Source organism: Acinetobacter sp. CAU_H_56 (assembly GCF_058599425.1).
In genome coordinates this window covers 2,460,618-2,485,919 of sequence record NZ_CM178654.1, presented here as the reverse complement: position 1 = coordinate 2,485,919, position 25,302 = coordinate 2,460,618, and the positions used below count along the sequence as shown (strand labels likewise).

The 25,302-nt window shown below is 42.5% G+C and carries 20 protein-coding genes, 2 tRNA genes and 2 rRNA genes; 22 read left to right on the top strand and 2 right to left on the bottom strand.

The features are described 5' to 3' along the window. Nucleotides 1-14 precede the first annotated feature (14 nt). The 11 genes from AC4MCC_RS11755 (at nt 15) to hisC (ending at nt 11,075) form a co-directional block, all read left to right on the top strand. A tRNA-Ile gene (locus AC4MCC_RS11755) sits at nt 15-91 on the top strand. 45 nt (nt 92-136) lie between these two features. Beyond that, a tRNA-Ala gene (locus AC4MCC_RS11750) sits at nt 137-212 on the top strand. A 373-nt stretch (nt 213-585) separates the two neighbouring features. Continuing rightward, nucleotides 586-3,477, top strand: a 23S ribosomal RNA gene (locus AC4MCC_RS11745). A gap of 202 nt (nt 3,478-3,679) precedes the next feature. Beyond that, nucleotides 3,680-3,794, top strand: a 5S ribosomal RNA gene (rrf, locus tag AC4MCC_RS11740). A 267-nt stretch (nt 3,795-4,061) separates the two neighbouring features. Next, a complete protein-coding gene (locus AC4MCC_RS11735; RefSeq protein ID WP_125279334.1) occupies nt 4,062-5,507 on the top strand; it encodes an RNA polymerase factor sigma-54 in 1,446 nt (481 codons plus the stop codon). Nucleotides 5,508-5,691: 184 nt separating this feature from the next. Beyond that, nucleotides 5,692-6,024, top strand: coding sequence for a ribosome hibernation-promoting factor, HPF/YfiA family (gene hpf / locus AC4MCC_RS11730; protein WP_004783414.1), 333 nt, complete (start codon nt 5,692-5,694; stop codon nt 6,022-6,024). A gap of 135 nt (nt 6,025-6,159) precedes the next feature. After that, complete coding sequence (gene ibaG, locus AC4MCC_RS11725) at nt 6,160-6,411, top strand: BolA family iron metabolism protein IbaG (RefSeq protein ID WP_004783413.1); 252 nt, start codon at nt 6,160-6,162, stop codon at nt 6,409-6,411. Nucleotides 6,412-6,418: 7 nt separating this feature from the next. Beyond that, the gene (gene murA, locus AC4MCC_RS11720; RefSeq protein ID WP_004783411.1) at nt 6,419-7,675 is read left to right on the top strand and encodes a UDP-N-acetylglucosamine 1-carboxyvinyltransferase; all 1,257 of its coding nucleotides are present in this window, start codon (nt 6,419-6,421) and stop codon (nt 7,673-7,675) included. Beyond that, complete coding sequence (hisG, locus tag AC4MCC_RS11715) at nt 7,675-8,376, top strand: ATP phosphoribosyltransferase (protein WP_005234128.1); 702 nt, start codon at nt 7,675-7,677, stop codon at nt 8,374-8,376. Before murA ends, hisG begins: the two co-directional genes overlap by 1 nt. A gap of 187 nt (nt 8,377-8,563) precedes the next feature. After that, the gene (hisD, locus tag AC4MCC_RS11710) at nt 8,564-9,865 is read left to right on the top strand and encodes a histidinol dehydrogenase (RefSeq protein WP_180138589.1); all 1,302 of its coding nucleotides are present in this window, start codon (nt 8,564-8,566) and stop codon (nt 9,863-9,865) included. A 118-nt stretch (nt 9,866-9,983) separates the two neighbouring features. Further along, nucleotides 9,984-11,075: a histidinol-phosphate transaminase gene (hisC, locus tag AC4MCC_RS11705; RefSeq protein ID WP_491885334.1), complete on the top strand. Its 1,092-nt coding sequence runs from the start codon at nt 9,984-9,986 to the stop codon at nt 11,073-11,075. 125 nt (nt 11,076-11,200) lie between these two features. Here hisC and AC4MCC_RS11700 read toward each other — a convergent pair whose 3' ends face one another. Continuing rightward, nucleotides 11,201-12,532 (bottom strand): anthranilate synthase component I family protein, encoded by a 1,332-nt coding sequence (locus tag AC4MCC_RS11700; protein ID WP_491885333.1) that lies wholly within the window; start codon nt 12,530-12,532, stop codon nt 11,201-11,203. Nucleotides 12,533-12,793: 261 nt separating this feature from the next. Here AC4MCC_RS11700 and filA point away from each other — a divergent pair, with 261 nt between their 5' ends. From filA to filF, 6 genes are all read left to right on the top strand, one after another. Next, a complete protein-coding gene (gene filA / locus AC4MCC_RS11695) occupies nt 12,794-13,759 on the top strand; it encodes a putative pilus system protein FilA (RefSeq protein WP_491885332.1) in 966 nt (321 codons plus the stop codon). Between the two features lie 190 nt (nt 13,760-13,949). Next, a complete protein-coding gene (gene filB / locus AC4MCC_RS11690; RefSeq protein ID WP_180054084.1) occupies nt 13,950-14,783 on the top strand; it encodes a putative pilus system C39 family peptidase FilB in 834 nt (277 codons plus the stop codon). A gap of 38 nt (nt 14,784-14,821) precedes the next feature. Next, nucleotides 14,822-16,075, top strand: coding sequence for a putative pilus system protein FilC (filC, locus tag AC4MCC_RS11685; protein WP_432211135.1), 1,254 nt, complete (start codon nt 14,822-14,824; stop codon nt 16,073-16,075). A gap of 12 nt (nt 16,076-16,087) precedes the next feature. Further along, the gene (gene filD / locus AC4MCC_RS11680; RefSeq protein ID WP_180070423.1) at nt 16,088-17,752 is read left to right on the top strand and encodes a putative pilus system OmpP1/FadL family transporter FilD; all 1,665 of its coding nucleotides are present in this window, start codon (nt 16,088-16,090) and stop codon (nt 17,750-17,752) included. A 7-nt stretch (nt 17,753-17,759) separates the two neighbouring features. Continuing rightward, complete coding sequence (filE, locus tag AC4MCC_RS11675; protein WP_491885331.1) at nt 17,760-18,935, top strand: putative pilus assembly protein FilE; 1,176 nt, start codon at nt 17,760-17,762, stop codon at nt 18,933-18,935. Nucleotides 18,936-18,956: 21 nt separating this feature from the next. Beyond that, the gene (gene filF, locus AC4MCC_RS11670; RefSeq protein ID WP_180105210.1) at nt 18,957-20,882 is read left to right on the top strand and encodes a putative pilus system protein FilF; all 1,926 of its coding nucleotides are present in this window, start codon (nt 18,957-18,959) and stop codon (nt 20,880-20,882) included. 46 nt (nt 20,883-20,928) lie between these two features. Here filF and AC4MCC_RS11665 read toward each other — a convergent pair whose 3' ends face one another. Then, a complete protein-coding gene (locus AC4MCC_RS11665; RefSeq protein ID WP_180105221.1) occupies nt 20,929-21,477 on the bottom strand; it encodes an NUDIX hydrolase in 549 nt (182 codons plus the stop codon). Between the two features lie 123 nt (nt 21,478-21,600). Between AC4MCC_RS11665 and AC4MCC_RS11660 the strand changes: the two genes are divergently transcribed. The 5 genes from AC4MCC_RS11660 to AC4MCC_RS11640 all read left to right on the top strand — a co-directional run bounded on the left by AC4MCC_RS11660 (nt 21,601) and on the right by AC4MCC_RS11640 (nt 25,219). Then, complete coding sequence (locus tag AC4MCC_RS11660) at nt 21,601-22,215, top strand: CoA pyrophosphatase (RefSeq protein ID WP_034705731.1); 615 nt, start codon at nt 21,601-21,603, stop codon at nt 22,213-22,215. 14 nt (nt 22,216-22,229) lie between these two features. After that, the gene (locus AC4MCC_RS11655; RefSeq protein ID WP_180105211.1) at nt 22,230-22,760 is read left to right on the top strand and encodes a gamma carbonic anhydrase family protein; all 531 of its coding nucleotides are present in this window, start codon (nt 22,230-22,232) and stop codon (nt 22,758-22,760) included. A 140-nt stretch (nt 22,761-22,900) separates the two neighbouring features. Beyond that, nucleotides 22,901-23,566 (top strand): tRNA (adenosine(37)-N6)-threonylcarbamoyltransferase complex dimerization subunit type 1 TsaB, encoded by a 666-nt coding sequence (tsaB, locus tag AC4MCC_RS11650; RefSeq protein ID WP_034705728.1) that lies wholly within the window; start codon nt 22,901-22,903, stop codon nt 23,564-23,566. Between the two features lie 16 nt (nt 23,567-23,582). Then, nucleotides 23,583-24,407 (top strand): undecaprenyl-diphosphate phosphatase, encoded by an 825-nt coding sequence (locus AC4MCC_RS11645; RefSeq protein ID WP_180003084.1) that lies wholly within the window; start codon nt 23,583-23,585, stop codon nt 24,405-24,407. After that, nucleotides 24,401-25,219, top strand: a complete 819-nt coding sequence (locus AC4MCC_RS11640; protein WP_491885330.1) for a class I SAM-dependent methyltransferase — start codon at nt 24,401-24,403, stop codon at nt 25,217-25,219. The genes AC4MCC_RS11645 and AC4MCC_RS11640 overlap by 7 nt, the downstream gene beginning before the upstream one ends. Nucleotides 25,220-25,302 lie beyond the last annotated feature (83 nt).

The following is a 25,302-nucleotide window of genomic DNA, read 5'->3' as shown; positions in this document are numbered from 1 at the left end:
GACGATGTATCTGAGGGTCTGTAGCTCAGTTGGTTAGAGCACACGCTTGATAAGCGTGGGGTCACAAGTTCAAGTCTTGTCAGACCCACCATCTGCCAGAAAACAGAAAATCAGAACATTGACTTATTGATAAGCTGGGGACTTAGCTTAGTTGGTAGAGCGCCTGCTTTGCACGCAGGAGGTCAGGAGTTCGACTCTCCTAGTCTCCACCACGTATTCGTTCGAATACGTAATAAGCAAACGGTTTGATAGCTTATAGAGCTTAGTAAGAAAGCGGCGTATAATGCGCGGCATTGTTATTAACCTCTGTGATTTATCACAGTAATGCAGTCCGACGAGGATGCATTAAATCATTAACAGAATATATTTGAGTTGAAATAATTTGTTCATACTCATACAAGAGCGGAAACGACACGACTTCGGTTGTGAAGTTGAAGTGATTGAATGAGAACTAGCGAAATTAACTGAATCAAGCGTTTTGGTATATGAATCTAATTGAAGCTGTACAGTGATTAAGTTCACGAGATCGCAAACAACTATGTTGCTACACTGACTTGTAGGTGTAACGACTGTTTGGGGTTGTATAGTCAAGTAATTAAGTGCATGTGGTGGATGCCTTGGCAGTCAGAGGCGAAGAAAGACGTGATAGCCTGCGAAAAGCTCCGGGGAGGCGGCAAATATCCTGTGATCCGGAGATGTCTGAATGGGGAAACCCACCGGCTATAAGGTCGGTATCATAAACTGAATACATAGGTTTATGAGGCGAACGCGGAGAAGTGAAACATCTCAGTATCCGTAGGAAAAGAAATCAATTGAGATTCCCTCAGTAGCGGCGAGCGAAAGGGGAACAGCCCATTAAGTCATATCAGTTTTAGTGGAATGCTCTGGGAAGTGCAACCATAGTGGGTGATAGTCCTGTACACGAAAGGGCTGATATGATGATGTCGAGTAGGGCGAGGCACGTGAAACCTTGTCTGAATATAGGGGGACCATCCTCTAAGGCTAAATACTCCTGACTGACCGATAGTGAACCAGTACCGTGAGGGAAAGGCGAAAAGAACCCCTGTGAGGGGAGTGAAATAGATCCTGAAACCGCATGCATACAAGCAGTGGGAGCCACTTTGTGTGGTGACTGCGTACCTTTTGTATAATGGGTCAGCGACTTATATTCAGTAGCGAGGTTAACCGAATAGGGGAGCCGTAGAGAAATCGAGTCTTAATAGGGCGTTTAGTTGCTGGGTATAGACCCGAAACCGGGTGATCTATCCATGAGCAGGTTGAAGGTTGGGTAACACTAACTGGAGGACCGAACCCACTGTCGTTGAAAAGCCAGGGGATGACTTGTGGATAGGGGTGAAAGGCTAATCAAACTCGGTGATAGCTGGTTCTCCCCGAAAGCTATTTAGGTAGCGCCTCGGACGAATACCATTGGGGGTAGAGCACTGTTTCGGCTAGGGGGTCATCCCGACTTACCAAACCGATGCAAACTCCGAATACCAATGAGTACTATCCGGGAGACAGACTGCGGGTGCTAACGTCCGTAGTCAAGAGGAAAACAATCCAGACCGCCAGCTAAGGTCCCTAAATCATAGTTAAGTGGGAAACGATGTGGGAAGGCATAGACAGCTAGGAGGTTGGCTTAGAAGCAGCCACCCTTTAAAGAAAGCGTAATAGCTCACTAGTCGAGTCGGCCTGCGCGGAAGATGTAACGGGGCTAAAACTATGTACCGAAGCTGCGGATTTGCAATTTATTGCAAGTGGTAGGGGAGCGTTCTGTAAGCCGATGAAGGTGTGTTGAGAAGCATGCTGGAGGTATCAGAAGTGCGAATGCTGACGTGAGTAACGACAAAACGGGTGAAAAACCCGTTCGCTGAAAGACCAAGGGTTCCAGTCCAACGTTAATCGGGGCTGGGTGAGTCGACCCCTAAGGCGAGGCCGAGAGGCGTAGTCGATGGGAAATTGGTTAATATTCCAATACTTCAGTGTAATGCGATGAGAGGACGGAGAAGGTTAAGTCAGCCTGGCGTTGGTTGTCCAGGTGGAAGACAGTAGGCATGCATCTTAGGCAAATCCGGGGTGCTCTATGCTGAGAGTTGATAGCAAGCCAGTTTACTGGTGAAGTGGCTGATACCATACTTCCAGGAAAAGTCTCTAAGCTTCAGTTACACTGGAATCGTACCCGAAACCGACACAGGTGGTCAGGTCGAGTAGACCAAAGCGCTTGAGAGAACTCTGCTGAAGGAACTAGGCAAAATGGTACCGTAACTTCGGGAGAAGGTACGCTGCCGGCGGTGATAGGACTTGCTCCTTGAGCTGTTGGCAGCCTCAGAAACCAGGCCGCTGCAACTGTTTATTAAAAACATAGCACTCTGCAAACACGAAAGTGGACGTATAGGGTGTGATGCCTGCCCGGTGCTGGAAGGTTAATTGATGTGGTTAGCGCAAGCGAAGCTATTGATCGAAGCCCCAGTAAACGGCGGCCGTAACTATAACGGTCCTAAGGTAGCGAAATTCCTTGTCGGGTAAGTTCCGACCTGCACGAATGGCATAATGATGGCGGCGCTGTCTCCAGCAGAGGCTCAGTGAAATCGAATTCGCCGTGAAGATGCGGTGTACCCGCGGCTAGACGGAAAGACCCCGTGAACCTTTACTGCAGCTTGACATTGAACTTTGATCTTACTTGTGTAGGATAGGTGGGAGGCTTTGAAGTGGTGACGCTAGTTGCCATGGAGCCGTCCTTGAAATACCACCCTGGTAATATTGAGGTTCTAACTCTGCTCCATAATCTGGAGCGAGGACCATGTCTGGTGGGTAGTTTGACTGGGGCGGTCTCCTCCTAAAGAGTAACGGAGGAGTACGAAGGTGCGCTCAGCGTGGTCGGAAATCACGCGTAGAGTATAAAGGCAAAAGCGCGCTTAACTGCGAGACCCACAAGTCGAGCAGGTACGAAAGTAGGTCTTAGTGATCCGGTGGTTCTGTATGGAAGGGCCATCGCTCAACGGATAAAAGGTACTCTGGGGATAACAGGCTGATACCGCCCAAGAGTTCATATCGACGGCGGTGTTTGGCACCTCGATGTCGGCTCATCTCATCCTGGGGCTGAAGCAGGTCCCAAGGGTATGGCTGTTCGCCATTTAAAGAGGTACGCGAGCTGGGTTTAGAACGTCGTGAGACAGTTCGGTCCCTATCTACCGTGGGCGCTGGAAATTTGAGAGGATCTGCTCCTAGTACGAGAGGACCAGAGTGGACGAACCTCTGGTGTACCGGTTGTGACGCCAGTCGCATCGCCGGGTAGCTATGTTCGGAAGGGATAACCGCTGAAAGCATCTAAGCGGGAAGCCTACCTCAAGATAAGATTTCCCCGAGACTTTATGTCTCCTAAAGAGCCGTTGAAGACTACGACGTTGATAGGTTGGATGTGGAAGTGCAGTGATGCATGAAGCTGACCAATACTAATTGCTCGTGAGGCTTGACTATACAACACCCAAGCAGTTGTATATAAAGCATCAATTGATTTCATATTGATCTAACGATCAGACGAAACCTTGATTTAGTTAAGCTAATCGAACAAACTACTGCGACTCAGATACATCTGTTAATGCATTCTATTTGAAGAAAGCTAGGCAAACGAAGCGTAAGCAACGTAGATAAGACCATAGCGAGTAATCATACCAGTTGTGCTGGCGACCATAGCAAGAGTGAACCACCTGATCCCTTCCCGAACTCAGAAGTGAAACCTCTTAGCGCTGATGGTAGTGTGGGGTATCCCATGTGAGAGTAAGTCATCGCCAGCTCATTATTCCTAAAAAGCCCTCTGCTCACGCAGAGGGCTTTTTTATGCGTGAGATTTAAAAAATTAAATCAAATTATATTAATTTACAAATTGGTTAATTACTGTTTAATAAAAATAAGTGATTAATAATGCTTAAAAAATTATATAAAAGTGACGGTAGAGTTCATGAAATCACTATAGTTTTGTGTGTTTTTTTATCAAACTATGTTATAAAAGTTAAAACGGCATGAAAATTGCTTATAAAACGAGATTTTTATTAGGGGGTCATATGAAATTATCAGTGGGATTGCGAATTGCCAACTCGCTGTCATTAACTCCACAGTTACAACAAGCAATCCGCTTATTACAATTATCCAGTCTAGAACTAGAGCAAGAAATCCAGCTACAACTTGATAGTAATCCTTTGTTAGAAAAAGTTGAAGAGCAAATCAGTGTTGAAAGTCTTTCGACTGTTGATGCGAGTCAAAAGGATTTAACCAATGAACTCAATGCAGACCATCTTCCGGACGATCTACCTGTAGATACCGACTGGGATGATGTCTATACTCATCAACCGACAAGTCTGGGTGCAGCAGAATTCGAAGAGCGTGAAGATAACCGTCAAAGCCAGCAAAGCTTACAAGAATATATGCTCGAGCAGATTAATCTACTGCACTTTTCTCGCATTGATCAGCTGATTGCATACTGCATTATTGATTCTCTAGACGAAAAGGGTTTTCTAGATGCAGAAATTTCTGAAATTACTGCATCAGTACAGCATCTTTTATCTTCCATGGATTATGAGGAAGAAATCGAAGAGGATGAAGTACTCGTTGTTCTCAAGCATATTCAGCGTCTTGATCCGATTGGAGTAGGTTCCAGAAATCTAGCTGAGTGTTTATTGATTCAGCTAGATAGCCTACCAGTTAATACCCCTTGTCGTAATGATGCGGTTAAATTGCTGCAACATTATGAGCTGCTGATTACCAATGAATTACCCAAACTCATTAAGCAAACTGGTTTAAATCAGGAACAATTACGCTGTGCGGTTGATTTGCTGAAAACTCTTAAGCCATATCCTGGGCTGGAGTTTGAAAGTAAAGAATCTGATTATCAGATCCCGGATGTCGTGGTAATGAAAAAGAATGACTGCTGGCAGGTGACGTTAAACCCTGATGTGATGCCTAAGTTGAGACTAAATTCTTTTTATACCAATATGATTCGTCGTGCTGATCAGAGCGAAGATAATCAATATCTTCGTAATCAGATGCTGGAAGCGAAAAACTTTATTAAAAGTATCGATGAACGTCATAAAACTTTATTGAAAGTAGCCACCTGTATTGTTGAACATCAGAAAAGTTTTTTAGAAATTGGCCCTGAAGGTATGAAGCCTCTGGTTTTACGTGATATTGCTGAAGAAGTGGAACTACATGAATCAACTGTATCCCGTGTAACGACTAACAAATATATGCTGACCCCACGTGGTTTATTCGAACTGAAATACTTCTTCTCGAGTCATGTGGGAACGACTTCTGGAGGAGAGGCTTCATCTACTGCGATCCGTGCCAAAATTAAGAAAATGATTGCAGAAGAAAATGCACGTAAGCCTTTATCTGACAATGCAATTGCCAATCTTTTGAAAGAAGAGGGGATTGATGTGGCACGACGCACGGTCGCGAAATATCGTGAATCGTTACATATTCCTTCCTCTTCTGAGCGAAAAGTCTTGATCTAGTTTTTGAAATTTGATTATTCTAGAGATTCATTATGACATCGTAATGAATCTTTTTTCTTTTGAGGAATGGTAAAAATGATCTGAATAAATACTTTAAATCACGATTTTGCTTGAGCAAGTTATTGTATTCTTTTCATTTTTAACTGTGACTCTTCTGATCCTAACGAAGGTGAGGGATAGAACTATGCAAATAACAATTCGTGGACATCATTTATCAATTACGCCAGCGATTGAAGAAACTATAAAAACGAAATTTTCACAGATGACCAAACATCTGGATCAGGTGAACAGCATGCAGGTTAAGCTTTCCAAAGATCATCAGATTGATAAGCGCTCAAAAAGAGGCAGTAGTAACCATATCGCAGAAGCGATTGTCCGTTTACCGGGTATTGAGTTTTTTGCTCATGCCAATGCTGATGACATGTATACCTCGATTAAAATTTTGACGGAAAAATTAAAAAAACAGATTGACCGATATCGCGAAATGCAGCTGAATCATCAGAGTTTAGCCATTTAAGCGACCAAATGGGGGAAAAGAGGTTTTTAAAAGCCTCTTTTTTTATATATATAATGTATGTGACTAATGAATTATTTTTTACATTTATAGTAAAATGACTCGTTTTACACCCTTAGTCCTATAAGAGGTCTTGTGATGAATAATGAACAGCTCGCTGAAATTTTAAAAGCCGCTTTTCCTGAGGCGGATGTTGCTGTGAGTGGTCAGGGCGGAAAATTCGATCTCCGTATTGTGGATGATCAGTTTGAAGGTAAACGTCCGGTTGCACGTCAACAAGCTGTTTATGCTCCTCTCAATTCCCATATTGCCAGTGGTGCAGTGCATGCTGTGACCATTCGTGCATTGACCAAAGAAGAATGGCGTAAAGCAAGCTTATTTGGAGCTTAATCAATTAATGGATAAATTCTTAATTCAGGGCGGTATTAAGCTCGACGGTGAAGTGCGTATTTCTGGTGCAAAAAATGCAGCGCTTCCATTATTAGCAGCAATGATTCTTGCTGATACGCCAATCACACTTAGAAATGTTCCAAATCTAAAAGATGTAAATACCTTGGTAAAGCTGATCGCAGGTCTTGGGATCACGATTAGTTATGAAGGCGATACAGTTATTGCAGATACCTCTACTTTGGATAACCAGTTTGCACCTTATGAACTCGTAAAAACCATGCGTGCTTCTATTTTGGTGCTTGGTCCTCTATTGGCGCGCTACGGTAGTGCAAAAGTATCCCTGCCAGGTGGATGTGCGATTGGTTCTCGTCCAGTCGATCAGCATTTGAAAGCACTAGAAGCTTTAGGTGCCGAGATTGAGGTTGAGGCCGGCTATGTCCATGCTAAAGTCGATGGTCGTCTGAAAGGCGGTGAAGTTGTCTTTGATATGGTGACTGTGGGTGGTACTGAAAATATTCTGATGGCTGCAGTATTGGCGGATGGTGTGACCACGATTCGTAATGCGGCGCGCGAACCTGAAATTACTGATCTTGCTCAAATGCTGATTAAGATGGGTGCGAAAATTGAAGGTCTAGATACCGATACCCTAGTGGTTACCGGTGTAGAAAGCCTGCATGGCTGTGAATATGCAGTAGTGGCCGACCGTATTGAAACTGGTTCTTATCTGGCTGCTGCAGCTATTACAGGTGGTCGTGTTAAAACCACACATACAGATCCAGCTTTAATGGAAGCTGTACTGGATAAGTTTGAAGAAATGGGTGCAGAAGTCACTCGTGGTGATGACTGGATTGAACTGGATATGATGGGCAAACGTCCGAAAGCGGTGAGCTTCCGTACCTTGCCACATCCAGATTTCCCAACAGATATGCAAGCCCAATTGATGGCAGTCAATGCTATTGGTCGTGGATTTGCCACAATTTCTGAAACGATTTTTGAAAACCGTTTTATGCATGTTCCTGAATTGGCCCGTATGGGAGCCAACATTCAGGTCGAAGGTAATGATGCTGTCGTAACGGGTGTAGAAAAACTTTCTGCAGCACCTGTGATGGCAACAGATTTACGTGCTTCATTCTCTTTAGTTCTTGCAGCACTTGCAGCCGAAGGAGAAACATTGATTGACCGTATTTATCATATTGACCGCGGTTATGAAGATGTCGAAGCAAAGTTACAAGGTTTAGGTGCCCAAATTAAGCGAGTAAGTTAATGAGTGATATGAGAAACGATGATCCAAACTTTGACGTAATGGGCAATTTTGATCATGGTTTAACGTTAGCATTAAGCAAGGGCCGTATCTTAAAAGAAACTTTACCTCTGCTTGAAACAGCAGGGATTAACCTGCTGGAAGATCCGGATAAATCACGTAAGCTGATTTTTCCAACCACGCATAAACAGGTGCGTATCCTGATTTTACGTGCCTCTGATGTGCCGACTTATGTTGAGAATGGTGCGGCAGATATCGGTGTAGCAGGTAAAGATGTGTTGATGGAACATGGCGCGCAAAATGTCTATGAACCATTAGATCTTAAAATTGCCAACTGCAAATTGATGACAGCAGGTAAAGTCGGCATGGAGCGTCCGAAAGGCCGTTTAAAAATTGCGACTAAATACGTGAATCTGACCCGTCAATACTACGCGAGCCTCGGTGAACAGGTTGATGTGATCAAGCTTTATGGTTCAATGGAACTTGCACCATTGGTGGGTTTAGGTGATTACATTGTTGACGTGGTCGATACAGGCAATACACTGCGTGCCAATGGTCTTGAGCCACTTGAAGAAATCTGCAAAGTCTCTTCACGTCTGATTGTGAACAAAGCCAGCTTTAAACGTAAGCAAGCATTGCTGAATCCAATTCTTGCCCAGCTTGAACAAGCGGTTGAAGCACGCGAACAGGCGAAAAAAGCTTAAATTTACGCTGTATTAAAGACCGTCCACTTTGGGCGGTTTTTTATTTGTGCTCAAAAAGATAAGAAGCCTAATGCTTTCATCAATTTTATCTAAAGCTATTTCCAATAAAACTCATAGCACAAGTCTGTTCTAGCTACCGACAAAGTCTTTGAAAACAGGTAAACTAAAGCCTTCGAATTCAAACCTTATGGGTAAATTGATGCGACGTTTATCGACACAAGATCAAAACTTCAAGCAAGCATTTGCTGACTTGTTGGCTTTTGAAACCGTGAATGATCCTGAACTTTTAAAAACTGTAGACCAAATTATTGCTGACGTGCGTCAGCATGGTGATGCTCATGTTCTTAAATTGACTCGGCAGTTCGATCGACATCCAGCGCATCAATTTTCAGATTTGGAACTGACTCAAGAGCAACTTAAAGCAGCCTTTGAAGGCTTGACGACGGAAGTGCGTGAAGCTTTAGAATTGGCTGCAAACCGCATTCGTGAATTCCATCAGGCACAAAAACAGGATGGTTGGACGTATGTCGACGCTCTAGGTAATACCTTGGGTCAGAAAGTGACGCCATTGGATCGCGTAGGGATCTATGTACCAGGTGGCTTGGCTTCATATCCATCTTCGGTGTTAATGAATGCTGTTCCTGCACATGTGGCAGGTGTAGGTGAAATTGTTATGGTGGTGCCTGCTCCAAATGGTGAACTGAACCCATTAGTCTTGGCTGCTGCCTATCTGGCTGGCGTACACCGTGTATTTACCATTGGTGGCGCACAAGCGGTTGCTGCATTGGCCTATGGTACAGAAACCATTCCACGTGTCGATAAAATCACTGGTCCAGGTAACCGTTTTGTGGCTGCGGCAAAACGTGCAGTATTTGGTCAGGTTGGTATCGACATGATTGCTGGTCCTTCAGAAATTCTGATCTATGCAGAAGGGCAGAACAATGCCAAATGGTTAGCGATGGATTTATTATCTCAAGCTGAGCATGACAATGTTGCTCAAGCTGTATTTATTACGCCTGATGAACAGCTTCTCAATGAAGTAGAACAAGCAATTGAAGAGCATTTGCTAGCTCTACCAAAAGCAGAAATTGCCCGCACTTCAATTGCCAATCGTGGTGCATTAGTGCTTGTGAAAGATCGTGCTGAAGGTATTGAGCTGATTAACCAAGTAGCACCTGAACATTTAATGCTGTGTTTGGATGAAGCTCAAGAAATGGCTGAAGAGATTCGCCATGCCGGTGCGATCTTCATGGGACGTTATACGCCTGAAGCGATTGGTGACTATTGTGCAGGTCCAAACCATGTATTACCGACATCGGGTACAGCACGTTTCTCATCACCACTGGGTGTGTATGATTTCCAGAAACGTTCAAGCCTGATTATGTGTTCTGAAGATGGTGTGAAAACCCTTGCGAAAACTGCAGATGTTCTGGCACAGCAGGAAAATCTGGATGCGCATGCCCGTTCAGCACGCTACCGTTATCAGTAATTAAATACTTATATTGAATAAAAGATATTTCTTTCCCTTCGGGAGAGGTTAGGTAAGGGGAATTATTTGACCTCTCCCTAACCCTCTCCTAAAAGGAGAGGGAGTTTGAGAATAGAAAATGTCGAATATCACCATAGAGCAAATGCGTTTTTGGAGCCCTGAAGTCCGTGAGCTAGAGCCTTACGTTCCAGGCGAACAGCCCAAAATTCAAAACCTTTTAAAATTAAATACCAATGAAAATCCGTATCCACCATCACCGAAAGTCGTGGAAGCGGTGCAAAAAGTTTTAGCCAATGGCGCAGATGTTTTACGTCTTTATCCAGATCCAGATGCATCTGAATTGAAACATGCCATAGCTAGACAGCAAAATGTTACTGTTGAAAATGTCTTTGTAGGAAATGGTTCTGATGAAGTCTTGGCACATATTTTTAAAGCCTTCTTTATTCAGGAACAGCCACTGCTTTATCCAGATATTACCTATAGCTTCTATCCGGTTTATAGTCAGTTCTTTGGTGTCAAAACCAAAATCTTGCCACTCAATGAAATTTTTGAAATTGTAGTAGATGATTATAAACAGCCAAATGGCGGTATTATCATCACTAATCCAAATGCGCCAACCAGTATTGCACTTGGTTTGTCTGGCATTGAAGAAATCCTGCAAGCGAATCCAGATTCAGTAGTCGTCATTGATGAAGCCTATGTAGATTTTGGTGCTGAATCAGCAGTGAGTTTGATTGATAAATACGAGAATCTAGTAGTCTGTCAGACGACTTCAAAATCCCGCTCTTTAGCAGGCTTACGTGTCGGTTTTGCGATTGCCCAATCGCATTTAATTGCAGCACTTGAAGCGGTAAAAAACAGCTTTAACTCTTATCCAATGGATCGTTTTGCGATTGCGGCTGCGGTCGCTTCATTCGAAGATCAGGAATACTTTGAAGCACAAAATGCCAAAGTCATTGCCAGTCGTGAAAAACTGGTTAATCAGTTGAATGAGCTCGGTTTCAAAGTCTTGCCATCAAGTGCGAACTTTATTTTTGCTTCACTACCATCAAAAGATGCAGGTGAGTTAGCGGCTGAATTACGGGAACGTGGCATTATCGTACGTTACTTTAATAAACCTCGTATCAATCAATTTTTACGTATTACCATTGGTACAGATGAGCAAAATCAGCGTTTGGTAGACACATTGAAAAATGATATTTTAGCTTAGTTAAATCCACCCTAACCCTCCTTTGATAAAGGAGGGAACCTTTTTCTTTTTAAAGAGAGAGAATCCCCCTCTTTGTTAAAGAGGGGTTAGGGGAGATTCAAGACTCTATGGAGCCGCTTTTTTATTTATTCGGGTTTATACCAGGTATTGAGTAAATCCAGCATGGCTTCAACCTTATCAAAACACTCCTGATACTCTGCATCACGGTCAGAAGAAATCGTAATTCCACCACCGGCCCAAAGTGAAACCTCATCCTGATATTTCTGAATGGAGCGAATCAGAATATTCCAGCTTCCTGTTCCATCAAAATTAAAATAACCTAATGAACCACAATACGCTCCACGTGGAGCACCTTCTAACTCTTCAATAATTTGCATGGCACGAATCTTTGGTGCACCGGTAATTGATCCACCGGGAAGTGCAGACAGTAATACATCAAAAGGATGCACACCTTCTTTTAAGGTCGCTTCGACTTCGCTAACCATATGATGTACCTGATTAAATGACTCAATATTGAATAGTTTAGGTGTCTTGACTGAACCTGTTTCTGCATAAACACTAAGGTCATTGCGTAACAAATCTACAATCATGACATTTTCAGCCTGATCCTTCCTTGAGTCTTTTAATCGTTGTTTGGATTGCTCATCAAGCACCGGATCGGCAAAACGTGGCATGGTACCTTTAATCGGTTTGGTGACAATTTTTCGATGTGCTTCAAAGTCAATAAACAGTTCAGGTGAACAGCTCAATAATTCAAAATTACCAATACGAAGATAGCCCGCATAAGGTGCATTGGTTAATGTCCAGAAAGCATGAGCAGTCTCTAATAATGAACCTTCAGCAAGTGCTGTAAATTCCTGGGTCAAGTTAATCTGGTAACAATCACCGGCTAGAATATAATCCTGAATATCTTGGAATGCCTGTGCATAGCGAGATTTGTCCCAACGTGGGCTGCAAAGGGTTTTTAATTGAAATTGCGATGGTATGGAGGCTTGATTTAATAGATTTTGAAGATGATTGAAAATATCTTCTGCTTGCGGATCATGACTATAGAATACCCATTGACCAGCTTCAAACTTAATATAAGAATCAAACTGACCAATAAATAGGCTAGGTTGAGCTCGCACCGGGTATTGGGTGTGCTGTTGAGCAGCGTAATCATAGCCAATAAACCCAACATAACCTCCAGAAAATTCATTTGCTTGAATATCTGGAGTTTGCTCAAGCTCTAAGCTGAGTTCAGCTATATCAGCCTGATATTGCTCGATATCCACTCTCTTAAATGACTGAATTTGTCCATCCTGCACCATAAAATATTTCTGTGCACAGCAGGCAATAAAAGGCTGCCCATTATTATTTAAATATATCAGGTGATCTAAGGGGCTTAATGCATGCAATAGATCTTTAAGCTGAAGAGATGCAAAACTTAAAGGACAATGGTAAGGAGCTTCGTTCATTCAGTAGCGCATATTTCGATATGACCCGGTATTTTATATCAAGAATAGGAAAAAATATTTCTAAATCATCAAATACCGTTTGTCGGTAAGCTCAATATTGCGACCAACAACAGTTGATCAAAATATGACTCGACGTTAAGTTAAGTGGGCGAGCAAAATTACTCAAGGAAAGATGCTTTGCGTTGTCAGAAAATAAAAAACACAACGTCAGCACTGAGTGATTCACAACCAAAAAAAATAGTACTCTTGGGAGAGTAAACAATGAAAAAATTCACAAAATTGGCTTTAGCTGCTTCAGTTGCTTTTAGTGCAAACGCAATGGCGATGCAAGCACTGGACGATGCATCTCTAAGCGCGACTACAGGTCAGGACGGTTTGAAAATCGGTATCGGTATTTCAAAAATTGAAATTGAAAAATTATTTATCCATGATAACGACGGTTATTCGGGTGCTGGTGGCACAGGCGAGGCAGGTGCGATCTATATCAAAGCAAATGGTGAGGGTGCAACAGCGGCTCATGGTGTTGTAGTTGGTGCAAACTACGATGACAATGGTGCGTATTTACTAGCTTCACGTAACCTTGCAGATTTAACCATTGACTCAGATGCTGGTGCTGGTGATCCATTCATCAACATTGCAGCAGAAGTATCTGGCTTAGATATTAACATCGGTGAAATTGGGGTAGTAGCATCAGGTGATGAACCAGCAGCTACAGCTACTAGTATTCGCCGTGGTGGTGCTGGTAAGGAAAATGCGATTTTATCTGGCCTATCACTTAAAACAGGTCCAATGTCTGCCAATATTCAATTGGGTGCTGCTCCACAGGGCGCAATGATTAAACTGAATGCAACAATGATTGGTGGCTTAACGATTGAAAATCTGGGTATCCTTGATAACTCAACAGCTGGTGGAACAGTTGCTGACGGTGTAACCACATCAGGCCCAGGTGAAATCTTCATTGAAAGCATCAAGTTAACCGATGCTGGTACTAAAGATTTGACATTGAACCAAAGCATCAGTGTATTTGGTGAATCAACTGCAAACGACGGTTTCATTCGTATTGTGAGCACAAGTGGCGCACATGATAACTATGTGAAAGGTATTCACCTAGGTAGCCGTACTGCAGCTTCAATTGGTGACATGGAAATTCAAGGTCTGCAAACTTACTTTAGTCCAGCACAAGGTACTTATGTTCCAGGCGCTATTATTACGATCGCTGGTCACTAATTTTTACCTTAAAAAAGCGCGTGTTTACACGCGCTTTTTTTTATGACTACAACATCTATCTAAAAAAATAAAAAAAGACTGTATTTTTTTGAAAAAGAAGGTATCTTTCTAGTTACAGGGAAGTAGAGTGAAGACTCTATAAAAAGAAAAATTAGGCACATCATGCCAATGATAAGAAAAGTAAAAGAATATGTTAGAGATTGCATTGGGCTCGGCATTGATGTATTACGCTGCCAAAGAAGCTCTGGATATTAAAAAACAGCCTCCAGGCGCTGTTCACTATACTGAAGTTCTTGATTCAAGAAATGACTCTTTTGTGCGTATGCACCGCGAACATGTGGAAGTCAAACCAGCACTGTTAGACCAGTTTCAAGGAATTGTGCGTCAGGCTTATGATTATAGTTGTGGTTCAGCTGCACTTACGACTTTATTAAATGGCTATGTGGGGACCCAACTGGGTGAACAGCAAGTCATGAATGGCCTAATGAAATTTGGTGAAACGGATAAAATCATCGAACGTCGTAGCTTTTCCCTTCTTGATATGAAGCGTTTTGTTGCTGCCTTAGGCTTGGAAAGTGGTGGCTATCGTGGAGAATTTGAAGATCTGGTTAAACAGGGGCAACCCGCCATTGTTCCTATTTCCTATGCAGGATTTAAACATTTTGTCGTGTACAAAGCTTATAAAAATGGACGGGTGTATGTTGCCGATCCAGCACTAGGTAATATCAGTTTTGATGAACAGCGATTTAAGGAAATTTGGGAAAACAATACTTTATATTTAATTAATGTCCCTGAACAATATCGAAAAAACTTTTTGGCATTAAAAGATTCGGATATGCGTCATGTCGAAGATGCAACCATTAACCGTTATGCTTTAGTTGATATGCAGTATCCACAGTTCTATATGGATAAAATTGCCGATAAAGCATCGACCATCCGCATGGATCGTAACCGTAATGTAGATTCAGAAAAATTTGGGGAATATCAATATAATTTTCTCAGACTTTATTACAAGAATAAATAAAACGAAAAGATGGCTATAGAAAAATTAAAAATGGTGAAATGGATATGAACAGTAAATGGATGAACAAGACATTCTTGGCGCTCAGCATTCAGATGGTCATGGGAGTGGCATGGGCTGCGGATGAGCCTGAACTGGGTGAGTATGAAACGGTTGAGGAAGAAGTAGTCGAGACTGCTGCATCCGTTGATATTCAGCCTGAACCAGCAGCAACTCAAGCTGTAGAAGAACCTGAACTTGGGGGGTATGAAACAGTTCAGGAGGAAGCTGTAGCAGAGCCTGAACTGGGAGGATATGAAACTGTTCAGGAAGAAGCTGTTGTTGAAACAGCTGCACCTGCTGAAGCTCCAGCCACTCAAGCAGTAGATGCATCTCAAGCCTTACAGAAAAAAGAAGGAGATGCTACTCAGGAAGCAAGTCTAGAAGAAGTATTTACTTCAAATGAGCGTCAATACTCACTTATTAAACAAGGCGAAATTTCATCCTATTATGATATTGATTATACCTATTATCGAGATACACAACTCGATATGGAAATGGCACAGGGCCAGTTGTATCAGCTCCGTGTTCAGGAAAATGCAACACATAGCCTGACCAATACTTTCACTTTTCAGTACGGGGTGAAAGATAACCTGACCTTAACAGCTTCCTTACCTTTGGTGGCTAAAACAGATTTATTAAAAGATACCTCTACAGCAGGATTAGGGGATATTAGTCTAGGTGCGCGTTGGGAGCCATTCCCTTTAAAAGCAGGTCGTTTACCACTTATTTTATTTGCCAATTTGTCGACTAAAACAGGTGATAGCCCATATGAAATTAATGCAGCAAAAGATCTGGCTGCAGGTAAGGGGTATTACTCAGCGGGTGTAGGGGCGAGTACACGTAAATATATTGATCCAGTGGTACTATTTGCCTCTGTTTCTGCAAATTATGGGTTTAAGGAATCTGGCTTAGATCAGCGTCGCGGTACACGAATTATTGAAGAGTTTGAACCAGGGATTAGTGGTGGTTTTGCTTTCGGTTTCGCTTATTCATTTAACTATGACGTTTCCATGACCATGTCTTATCAGCAAAGCTTTAACACTGGTGCAGAATTTAAGTATCACACGGGTGAAAGCTATTCAGCCGCTGATCAGACTAGTTCTACTTTTGCGATTTCTTTAGGGGTGCGTGTATCCCCAGAAACCATTGTAAATGGTACGGTCGGATTGGGGCTGACCGAAGATGCACCAGATGTTTCACTGGGACTTTCATTCCCACTTGATATTTTAGGTTTCGGTAAGAAATTCAGTTAATAGGGGTGTCGTATGAAAAACATTCGACTTAGCCCGTTATTAACAGGAATTATTCTTGCGGGCTGTTCAAGTTATACCTTTGCACAATTAGGTACCAACCTTTCTGTTGACCTGCGTGCATTGTCTATGGGGAACGCAGTTACTGCAGATCCGCCAGGAGTGAATGCAATTCACTTTAACCCGGCTGCATTGGCTAAAATTGAAGGCTTACAAACCGAACAGCAAATTATTGTTGCGAACTTTGATATTCAGCGTGAATTTACTGTTCCTGCTGGATATAACGTTTTTGGTTATTCAGATGATCCAATGGTCTGTAATGATGGGCCTGAAGTATCTTCTGATTTATGTACAGATTTTAAAGGTCCAGTGAAGGGTGATGTAGAGTATGTCAGCCTCTACGTACCTATTCTGAAAAAAATGGTGGATTTGGGTGAAGGCCTTCCGATGGCAGCACCTACTATGGGGGTTTCTTATAAACCACCAGGCTCTAAAGCAACTTATGCAACTGCAGTCTATGCACCACTAGTGGCAGGTTTTGGCCATGAGGATGGTAATCCTGCCAATTTTATGGGACAACAGGTTGCTTTAGAGCGGATTACATATTTATCTCCATCAATTGGTTATGAAGTCAACGACCAGCTTTCGATTGGTGCTTCAATCGGGATGTCTTATCAAGCCATTGCTATGAAAACAGATTTACGTTTTCCCAATGAGCTGATTGGCATGTTGCGTATGATTGATGAAGTCGTATGTACACCATTTAAAGAAAATTCTGACATCATTACTGATATTTTGTTGCTCGGGATCTGTAATGCTGATGAAGGAATGAACCCATTTGGCAAATTTGGCCAAATGCAACTTTCATTAGAACAAAATTTAAGTCCAAGCTATAACCTGGGTGTTCTATGGGAGCCCACTGAAGATTTCAGTTTTGGTATGGTTTATCAGAGTGCTGCCAAAATGCGCTTAAAAGGTAAATATCATATCGATAATGCCAAAGCACCACAGGAAATGATTAAAGGTCTGATGACCTCCCCAACTGGCCAGATTTTAGCTGCAATTCTTGGTTTTCCAAATTATATCCCTTCAAGTGAATCGGGTCTGGTTTCCATGGATTTCGAATACCCAGCTCACTTTCAGGCGGGGATCAAATATAAGGTGATGCCGGATTTGCAGGTCAATTTTGATATTGGCTGGACAGATTATGCTGCTTGGGACCAATTCAAGTTTGAGTTCGACCGCACCCTTTCTGCCTTGAAGATTGCCAAACTGTTATCTGCCAATGTAACGGATTCTTCACTTGCATTACCGCTTGGGTTTGAGTCGCCATGGAACTTCGGGATCGGAGTAGAGTATTCAGCAACGGACCGACTGAAACTTCGTGCTGGTTATGAACCACGTACCAGTGCCATTCCAAAAGATAAACGCAATACCATGGTACCGATTAATGGTGCACAGCTATTTGGTTTAGGAGTAGGCTACCGTTTTGACGCAGATACGGATCTGGATCTATCTATTGGTTTCTTACGCAGTAAAGATAATATTCCAGCAAATACCAGTAGTTTGGCGAACCAGACTGGGGTAAATAACCTGTTACTGAATCCATATGCAGGCTTGAATGTCAAAACAGATACCAAGATCACAATTTTAGGTTTGAACTATCGCACGCGTTGGTAAGGAAGAAATGATCAGAACAGGGAACTTAGGGATAAAAATGGTACTGGCATTAAGTCTGGTACCATGGTCTTTTTATACAGATGCCAGAGAGTTTATTACGATCATTGGACCAGATGGGCGACCTCTAGTTGTGCCACGTCAAAATAATGGGCAGAAAGAAACAACAAAAAACCAAGCGGCCACTACTTCGAAAAAATTGACTACACCCGTTACATCTACTGTACAGGATCTAAAAAAATCCGAGCCAAAGATAGTCGAAAAAAGTGTGGCAACAGTTCAGCAAAAAAATAATATGGTTGTACAACCAGTACAACCAGTACAACCAGTACAACCAGTACAACCAGTACAACCAGTACAACCAGTACAACCAGTACAACCAGTTAGGCACGTTGAGTCTAGATTACCGCAACACTTACCACGAGTGACACAGCCTCAAACCTCTGAGCCTGTCATTCAGGCAGTACCTGATCCTGTTCAAAAACAGGGTTTCAGTCAGATTGAAGGGGTGGAATATGTGGATAGTGAATATCTGGAAAATAAAGAATTTAATCTGGAAGGTAAAAAACGTTTCTATAGTATGCCTGAAGGGATAGTTGATAAAAATATTGGGTCAACACGTGTACAGACGATTGAGCGTGAAAAAGGAGTTGGACAGTCGATTATAAAATCCTTGTTTCAACAACCTGTCATAGATTCTGGTCCTGTTGTACTGGCCCAAACCTACTACCGTATTTCTCAGCCTGAATCTGTAGAAAGCTTAGGTAAGCAGTGTTTTAAAGATAAAAAAGTTAAGAATGCGAAAGAGATTAGTGCAGGTAAATCCATTAATCTGTGGCCACGGGCACCGCTGAAATCAGATGAGTTTGATTATGAAATTGTGAAGCTAAAATCTGATATTAAAAATATTCAGATTCAGTCTTATGCTTCCCGTCAGAATAATCCTGCCTATTACTGGCCATTTGTTGTATTTCTGGATGAACGAGGCTGTGTTTTAGAAGGGGCGGGCGGTTTTAAAAATCAGGAAGCACAAGCCAATATTATTCAACATGAGAAGATACAGGGAATTATTCAGATTCCTGCGCAAAGCCAATATGTATTAATGACCCCACTCGCTTCAGCCATAGATGTTGAAGACAAGATGCTGACAAATTATGGACAACTAAAACTAGTCGCCATTCGATAAGGACGATTCGAGTAGAATAAGATGAAAAATAAAATATTATATCCATTTGCTTTCACTGCTTTATTTGCCGCCCTCAGCGGATGCGGAGGTGAAAGTGCGAATGTCATACCAGAACAAAATGATGAAGCCACCACGAACGGTTCCTGCTCTGCTACTGCAACGAATTGTCTGGAATGGGGGCTTGAATATCCAATTGATGGTCTTAACTTTAATTGTAGTGGTGATAAAGAAAATACCTTTATTACTTTATTTGACCAAAATGATGGGGTGGCGTCAGGTACTTGTCAAAAAGCAGATAGTATTGAATTTTATCTAAAAAGTTTTAGTGATACCAAAATCAAATTGGGTACTGTAAAGCTTTCAGAATATATGAACCTCAGTACATCGAGCCAATTACCCCGACTCAGTGTACTTGATATTGCCAAGGGGATTACTGGTCGTAACATTGCCAGAATCGAACAGACAGATCCAACCGTACAGGTGGCGATGAAACTGGTCAAAATCTGGCAGACCTTGGCACTGGAAAAAGGTCGTATCTATAATCCGACAGATGTACAGCCCTTGTATATCACAGAGGATATGCGAAAGAATCTGGGCAAAATTAATAAAGATATCAGCCTGACAGATGCAAATTTAGCAGAAACCCTTAAACCTTTTATTGATATTAGCCAGATTAGTGATGATCAGGCCTTTGAAGTCGTAAAAAAACTGGCCAATATTGCCAGTGCAGCAGTATATCAACCAGAATTTTCTCTGTTCTCAACCTCAGGCATTATTAGCAGTAACTTGACTGGTTCCGATGGTCTGGCGGGTTGTAATAAATCTGTATGTGACATTAAAGATAAAACGACTAAATATTTATTTGGACATTTTATCCTGATTACAGACCGCCAAGGTTATACCTTCGGTAGTGGACTACAGTGGCGTGATACTCAGCTAAAACTGGGCTCCAATAATCTGGGATCTTTGGGTGGCATTAATGCGGAATTGATCCGTAAGGTCAAACCACAGCAAATTACTGCAGTACCGCAAACCAGCTGGATTAGCCCTGCCACGAGAATGCTTTCATCAAATGCACCATATAAAATGAATGTGGCTAACAACAGCAATCCATTAGAAATTTACCAAGGCCGTTTGCTGAGCGATTATGTGATTGCTGGTAAAGAAGCATTTTATAAGATGGCCACAGGTAAAACTGAACTCAGCGATGCTGATCGTGCCAGTCTTGGCTTATGGCGTTTTAATGCCGATGATGACAACTATAGTGGCTCAATTGATCTTTATAAAATTTTCCCGATTAGCTATCTGGATCGTCAAGTCTTTAGAACAGCTGAAAATGTAGAGCCAGGTGAAGAATATATTTTCCCAATGTATGGCAACATGGAGTTTAAATTTAGCGAAAACTCAATTAGCCCTGTTACAGTGGGTGTTGTGATTGATAGTAATGGTGATGTGCGTACCAATATGCAGTCCGCGAGCAATCTTACAACTGATAGTATTAATGGTTGCCAGGGAGATATCTTACCGGCTGGACTTAAAGACAATAACGGCGTTCAACAATATCGTCTGGGTACATTAGGCCGTGCATTTATAGATGAAAAAACAGTATCTATGCGACTGGTCTTCGCTGATCCTGTATTTGGTTCATTAAATGGTGCCTTGGTAGGTATGAACTCCACTATTCAGGCTTCAACCAATACAGATGATAAGATTGTGATTGGTGGAGCATTACTCAATTTATCTAATGTACTGAATGGAACCAGTCGTGTGGGCTTTACCAACTCAGCTGGAGAAAGCGTAGGTTGGGCGAATACTTATGCCAGCTTCCAGAAAATCTATAACAACAATAATACTGATGAAACGACGGAGGAGACCAATCTGGCCAAGCTAAGTGGCGGAAGTGTTTCGTTTAAATTAGCGGATTGTTATAGCATCAAAACCAAATAATAAAAAAAAGCCCATCAAATGATGGGCTTTTTTATAAAAAGACATTTTAACCTGTGTGATCCAAACGGGTTCCCAAGGTCTCTAGGTGCATCGGGAAGTTATTGGTTTTACGGTCTTCAAAATAATGACGAAGCGTATGCTCTACACTCGGGAAAGCCAGTTCACTCCAGGGAATTTCATCTTCGTTAAATAAACGTGCTTCAATGGTTTCTTCACCTGCACCAAATTTTCCATCAATCAGTTGAGATTTGAACAGGACATAAATCTGGCCAATCCGCGGAATATTGTACAGGCAGTACAGCTGTTCAATATCCACTTCAGCTTCGGCTTCTTCACGGGTTTCACGTGCCGCGCCCTGTTCCATGGTTTCAAACAGTTCCATATAACCGGCAGGTAAAGTCCACAGTCCATAACGTGGTTCAATTGCACGGCGGCAGAGCAGGACTTTATCTTCCCAGAGCACCAATGCACCGCAAATCACTTTTGGATTAATGTAATGAATATATCCGCATGTAGTACAAACCTTGCGAACCTTCTGATCGCCTAAAGGAATTTTCTCTGTTGTTTTATGTCCACAGTTCACACAGAAGTTCATATTCATCATCAATGATAACAGTAAGGTCAGGATAACTGAAAAATCAAAATTTGGCATCATTTCTATCCCGCCAAATCAAAAATCAGCTATGATGAAATTATAGTCGCATAGGGAGCTGAATGAATGGATGAGCTGGGATTAATACAACGCTTGCAGAAACATTTACGATTTTCCAAACGGATTCAAACTGCACAGGCTGCTGTATTAATTGCGATCACAGATGAAGCTGATCCCAAAGTTTTGCTGACACGCCGTTCAGCTTATATGAATAATCATGCAGGAGAAGTCTCTTTTCCAGGTGGTAAACGCGATCCGCAAGATACCAGTAATATTGTAGTGGCTTTGAGAGAGGCGTATGAGGAAACGGCGCTTAATCCATTTGATGTGCATCTGATCGGGGATCTGCCGATGCAAAAGGCACGTAATGGAATGCTGGTCAAACCTGTGGTAGGTATAATTCCGCCTACCATTCAACTCATTCCTCAGCCGACGGAAATTGACCGGATTTTCTTTGCTTCCTTACAGCATTTGTTGGAAGCCCAGCCGATGCCTTATGAAGTACGGTTTGCCCAACAGTCTTTATATTTTCCAAGTATGCGGGTGGAAAATGAGATTGTCTGGGGACTGACCGCACGTATGCTGATCTCACTATTTCAGTACGGGCTTGACTATAAAAAAGACTGGCCATTTTTACTTAACTCACCTGCGTTTAAACGCTCAAAATTTTTTAACCGTTGAACAGGATTTCAGCCATGTTATATCAGTTTCAGGGACATACACCAAAAGCAACGCATCAGCCATGGGATGGTTGGGTGGCACCTACAGCGACGGTCATTGGACAGGTTGAATTAGGCAAGCAGGTGAGTGTCTGGTTTGGCGCCGTCGTTCGTGCAGATAACAGCAAAATCCGTTTAGGTGACTTCACCAATGTTCAGGAGAATTCCGTGCTACATACCGATGCTGGGATTGAAATGAATATCGGGAATTATGTGACTATTGGCCATCAGGCCATGCTGCATGGCTGTACTATTGGCGATAATAGCCTGATTGGGATTCAAGCGGTGATTTTGAATCATGCCGTGATTGGTAAGAATTGTATTATTGGTGCCAATGCCCTGATTCCAGAAGGGAAGGTGATTCCTGATAATTCGGTGGTGATGGGCTCACCAGGCAAAGTCGTGAAAACTTTAGATGAAGCCAGTATTCAAAAACTGAAAATGAGTGCCATGCACTATGCCGAACATTTCCAGAAATTTCAGGACCTGGAAGAAGTACAGCTTTAGGCTGTTATCTGAATAAAGTCCTCAGTTAAGCCTAGAATTTTCTAGGCATTTTTGTATCTGGCTTGGGAAAATCTCGCCTAGAAGATATGAGTGGAGTATTATATTCGACGTTTTTTATATTCTCTGAATTAAGGTTGTGCATGAAAGTGCTGGCATTGGAGACTGCCAATGAGCAGTGTTCCGTTTCTGTGATCGATGATACTCAAGAACTATTTTTTCAGCTTGATGCGCGCGCCAAGGCACAAACGCAAACCATTCTCCCAATGATTGAACAAGGTCTCAATGATCTGGGCTGGGCTGTGTCTGATTTGACAGCGATTGCCTTTAGTCGTGGCCCGGGATCGTTTAGTGGTGTTCGTATCAATGCGGCTGTGACCCAAGCTTTGGCTTGGTCAAATGATCTGCCTGTAATTCCGGTATCCACTTTACAAGCTTTGGCACAAGCGGCATATCGTTTGCATGGTTTAACTGCAGTAACTGCAGTACTGGATGCACGGATGAATGAAGTCTACGTGGCCAGTTATCAGTTAGATGCTCAAGGGATTATGCAGGCTGTTGATGAAGAACAGCTTTTGAGTTATGAACAAGGTGCCGAGGCAGTCAAATTTACTGTGGTGGGTTCAGGTGCCAATCTAGTTCAAGAAACAGCATCCGAATATAAAAATGTCAGTGCAACAGCGCAGGATATTGCCGTGATAGCGCGTGCAGCAGCAAAAACAGAAAATTGGGTCAGTGCAGAATTGGCACTTCCGGTATATTTACGTGATAACGCATGGAAAAAAATTCCAGAACAAGGCAAAGCATAATTAATCAGGATTAAGCATGGATCTTTTACTGCTGCTGAAAGCAGCAATTATGGGTATTGTTGAAGGTATTACCGAGTTTTTGCCTATTTCCAGTACTGGGCATCTGATTTTGGCTTCAGAATTAATGAATTTCTGGACCAAAGAAAAAAGTGATGTTTTTGTCGTCGCAATTCAGATGGGGGCAATTGCCGCGGTTATTTATGAATATTGGGCACGGCTTTGGGGTGCAGCAACCGGGATCGTAAGTGGTGAACCGCAAGGACGCCGTTTAGGGATTGGCCTGATTCTGGCCTCTATTCCCATTGTGCTGATTGGCCTGACCCTAGGACAAACCGTAAAAGAGCTGCTATTCAATAATATTGCGATTGCCATTGGCTTGATCGTTGGTGGTTTGATTATTATCTGGATTGAGAAGAATCCACCTAAGGTACGTGCCCAAGAAGTTGAAGATCTAACCGTGAAAGATGCGATCTGGATCGGTCTGATTCAGGTCTTATCCCTAATACCGGGAACTTCACGTTCAGGCGCGACCATTATCGGGGCAATGTTCCTTGGAGTATCACGTAAGGCTGCAACTGAATTTTCATTCTTCTTGGGGATTCCGGTTATTATCGGGGCAGGCCTGCTCGATCTTTATCAAAGCTATGATGTTTACAGTACCACAGAAGACTGGACAGTTCTGGCAGTCGGTATCATCGTATCGTTCATCTCGGCGCTTTTATTAATCCGTGCCTTGGTAGCCTATGTGGCAAAACGTGATTTCATGATTTTTGCCTGGTATCGTATTGCCTCAGGTTTACTGATTTTATTATTTGCCTTTACAGGTTGGAGACTATGGTAAGCACGATTCGCTTATATACCGAATCTGAGTATCAAGAGAAAGCACAGCACTTCGAGGCTGTGCTTTCTTCTCGTGGTGTAGAGGTTAGTATTGAGGTTATTGAAAAGCTGAATGCACGTTTCTTGCGTTTACATCCCGAACTGGCACTGTGTGTTGATGCTGACGGCCTATGGCTCTGTGCCAATGGCATGAAAATGCAACCAGATTGGCAAGCAGAAGTAGGGCGCTTAAAACGTGCCTCTTTAAAATCGGAAATGATTGCTCGTGCTTGTAACCTCGGAGAAAAGCCGACTCTTATCGATGCGACAGCTGGTCTAGGTCATGACAGTCTGTTGATGGCACATTTGGGTGCTCAGGTGACCTTGGTCGAACGACATCCTATTTTATTTACCCTACTTGAAGACAGTCATAGTCGAGCCCAAAATAATGCTTTTCTAGGTCCGGTGGTTAACCGGATTCATCTGGTTTTTTCCGATTCTGCGGATTATCTAAAATTACAAGCTGAGCAGAATGCAGTCGTCGATGTAGTTTATCTGGACCCGATGTTTCCACAACGCGACCAGAATCAGCAGGCACCAAAAAAGCAGGCACAGGTGAAAAAACAAATGCAATTATTACATCTGCTTTTACCGGAAGATGGTGAAATGGATCTGGGAGATAATCTCTTAGAATTGGCACAAAAAATTGGCAAGCGGGTGGTAGTGAAACGTCCTCGTCTGGCTGTATTTTTAGCTGAAAAAGAGCCAAATCATCAATGGTCTGGTGATGCTTGCCGTTTTGATGCCTATTTTCAGCATGAACTGGTTACTTAATATGAGAATTGCTTCAAAATAGATCAAGGATTTGTTATATATTTAAAAATTGGCATTGATAAAACTTATATCAAGCATAAACT

What these genes read in the sequence shown, in the direction of transcription:
- tsaB (WP_034705728.1), top strand. Translation starts at nt 22,901, where the DNA reads ATGAAAGTGCTGGCATTGGAGACTGCCAATGAGCAGTGTTCCGTTTCT.
- hisD (WP_180138589.1), top strand. Translation starts at nt 8,564, where the DNA reads ATGGGTAAATTGATGCGACGTTTATCGACACAAGATCAAAACTTCAAG.
- AC4MCC_RS11655 (WP_180105211.1), top strand. Translation starts at nt 22,230, where the DNA reads ATGTTATATCAGTTTCAGGGACATACACCAAAAGCAACGCATCAGCCA.
- AC4MCC_RS11660 (WP_034705731.1), top strand. Translation starts at nt 21,601, where the DNA reads ATGGATGAGCTGGGATTAATACAACGCTTGCAGAAACATTTACGATTT.
- AC4MCC_RS11700 (WP_491885333.1), bottom strand. Translation starts at nt 12,532, where the DNA reads ATGAACGAAGCTCCTTACCATTGTCCTTTAAGTTTTGCATCTCTTCAG.
- AC4MCC_RS11735 (WP_125279334.1), top strand. Translation starts at nt 4,062, where the DNA reads ATGAAATTATCAGTGGGATTGCGAATTGCCAACTCGCTGTCATTAACT.
- hisG (WP_005234128.1), top strand. Translation starts at nt 7,675, where the DNA reads ATGAGTGATATGAGAAACGATGATCCAAACTTTGACGTAATGGGCAAT.
- AC4MCC_RS11665 (WP_180105221.1), bottom strand. Translation starts at nt 21,477, where the DNA reads ATGAACTTCTGTGTGAACTGTGGACATAAAACAACAGAGAAAATTCCT.
- filE (WP_491885331.1), top strand. Translation starts at nt 17,760, where the DNA reads ATGATCAGAACAGGGAACTTAGGGATAAAAATGGTACTGGCATTAAGT.
- filB (WP_180054084.1), top strand. Translation starts at nt 13,950, where the DNA reads ATGTTAGAGATTGCATTGGGCTCGGCATTGATGTATTACGCTGCCAAA.
- ibaG (WP_004783413.1), top strand. Translation starts at nt 6,160, where the DNA reads ATGAATAATGAACAGCTCGCTGAAATTTTAAAAGCCGCTTTTCCTGAG.
- filA (WP_491885332.1), top strand. Translation starts at nt 12,794, where the DNA reads ATGAAAAAATTCACAAAATTGGCTTTAGCTGCTTCAGTTGCTTTTAGT.
- murA (WP_004783411.1), top strand. Translation starts at nt 6,419, where the DNA reads ATGGATAAATTCTTAATTCAGGGCGGTATTAAGCTCGACGGTGAAGTG.
- filD (WP_180070423.1), top strand. Translation starts at nt 16,088, where the DNA reads ATGAAAAACATTCGACTTAGCCCGTTATTAACAGGAATTATTCTTGCG.
- filF (WP_180105210.1), top strand. Translation starts at nt 18,957, where the DNA reads ATGAAAAATAAAATATTATATCCATTTGCTTTCACTGCTTTATTTGCC.
- hpf (WP_004783414.1), top strand. Translation starts at nt 5,692, where the DNA reads ATGCAAATAACAATTCGTGGACATCATTTATCAATTACGCCAGCGATT.
- AC4MCC_RS11645 (WP_180003084.1), top strand. Translation starts at nt 23,583, where the DNA reads ATGGATCTTTTACTGCTGCTGAAAGCAGCAATTATGGGTATTGTTGAA.
- hisC (WP_491885334.1), top strand. Translation starts at nt 9,984, where the DNA reads ATGTCGAATATCACCATAGAGCAAATGCGTTTTTGGAGCCCTGAAGTC.
- AC4MCC_RS11640 (WP_491885330.1), top strand. Translation starts at nt 24,401, where the DNA reads ATGGTAAGCACGATTCGCTTATATACCGAATCTGAGTATCAAGAGAAA.
- filC (WP_432211135.1), top strand. Translation starts at nt 14,822, where the DNA reads ATGGATATGAACAGTAAATGGATGAACAAGACATTCTTGGCGCTCAGC.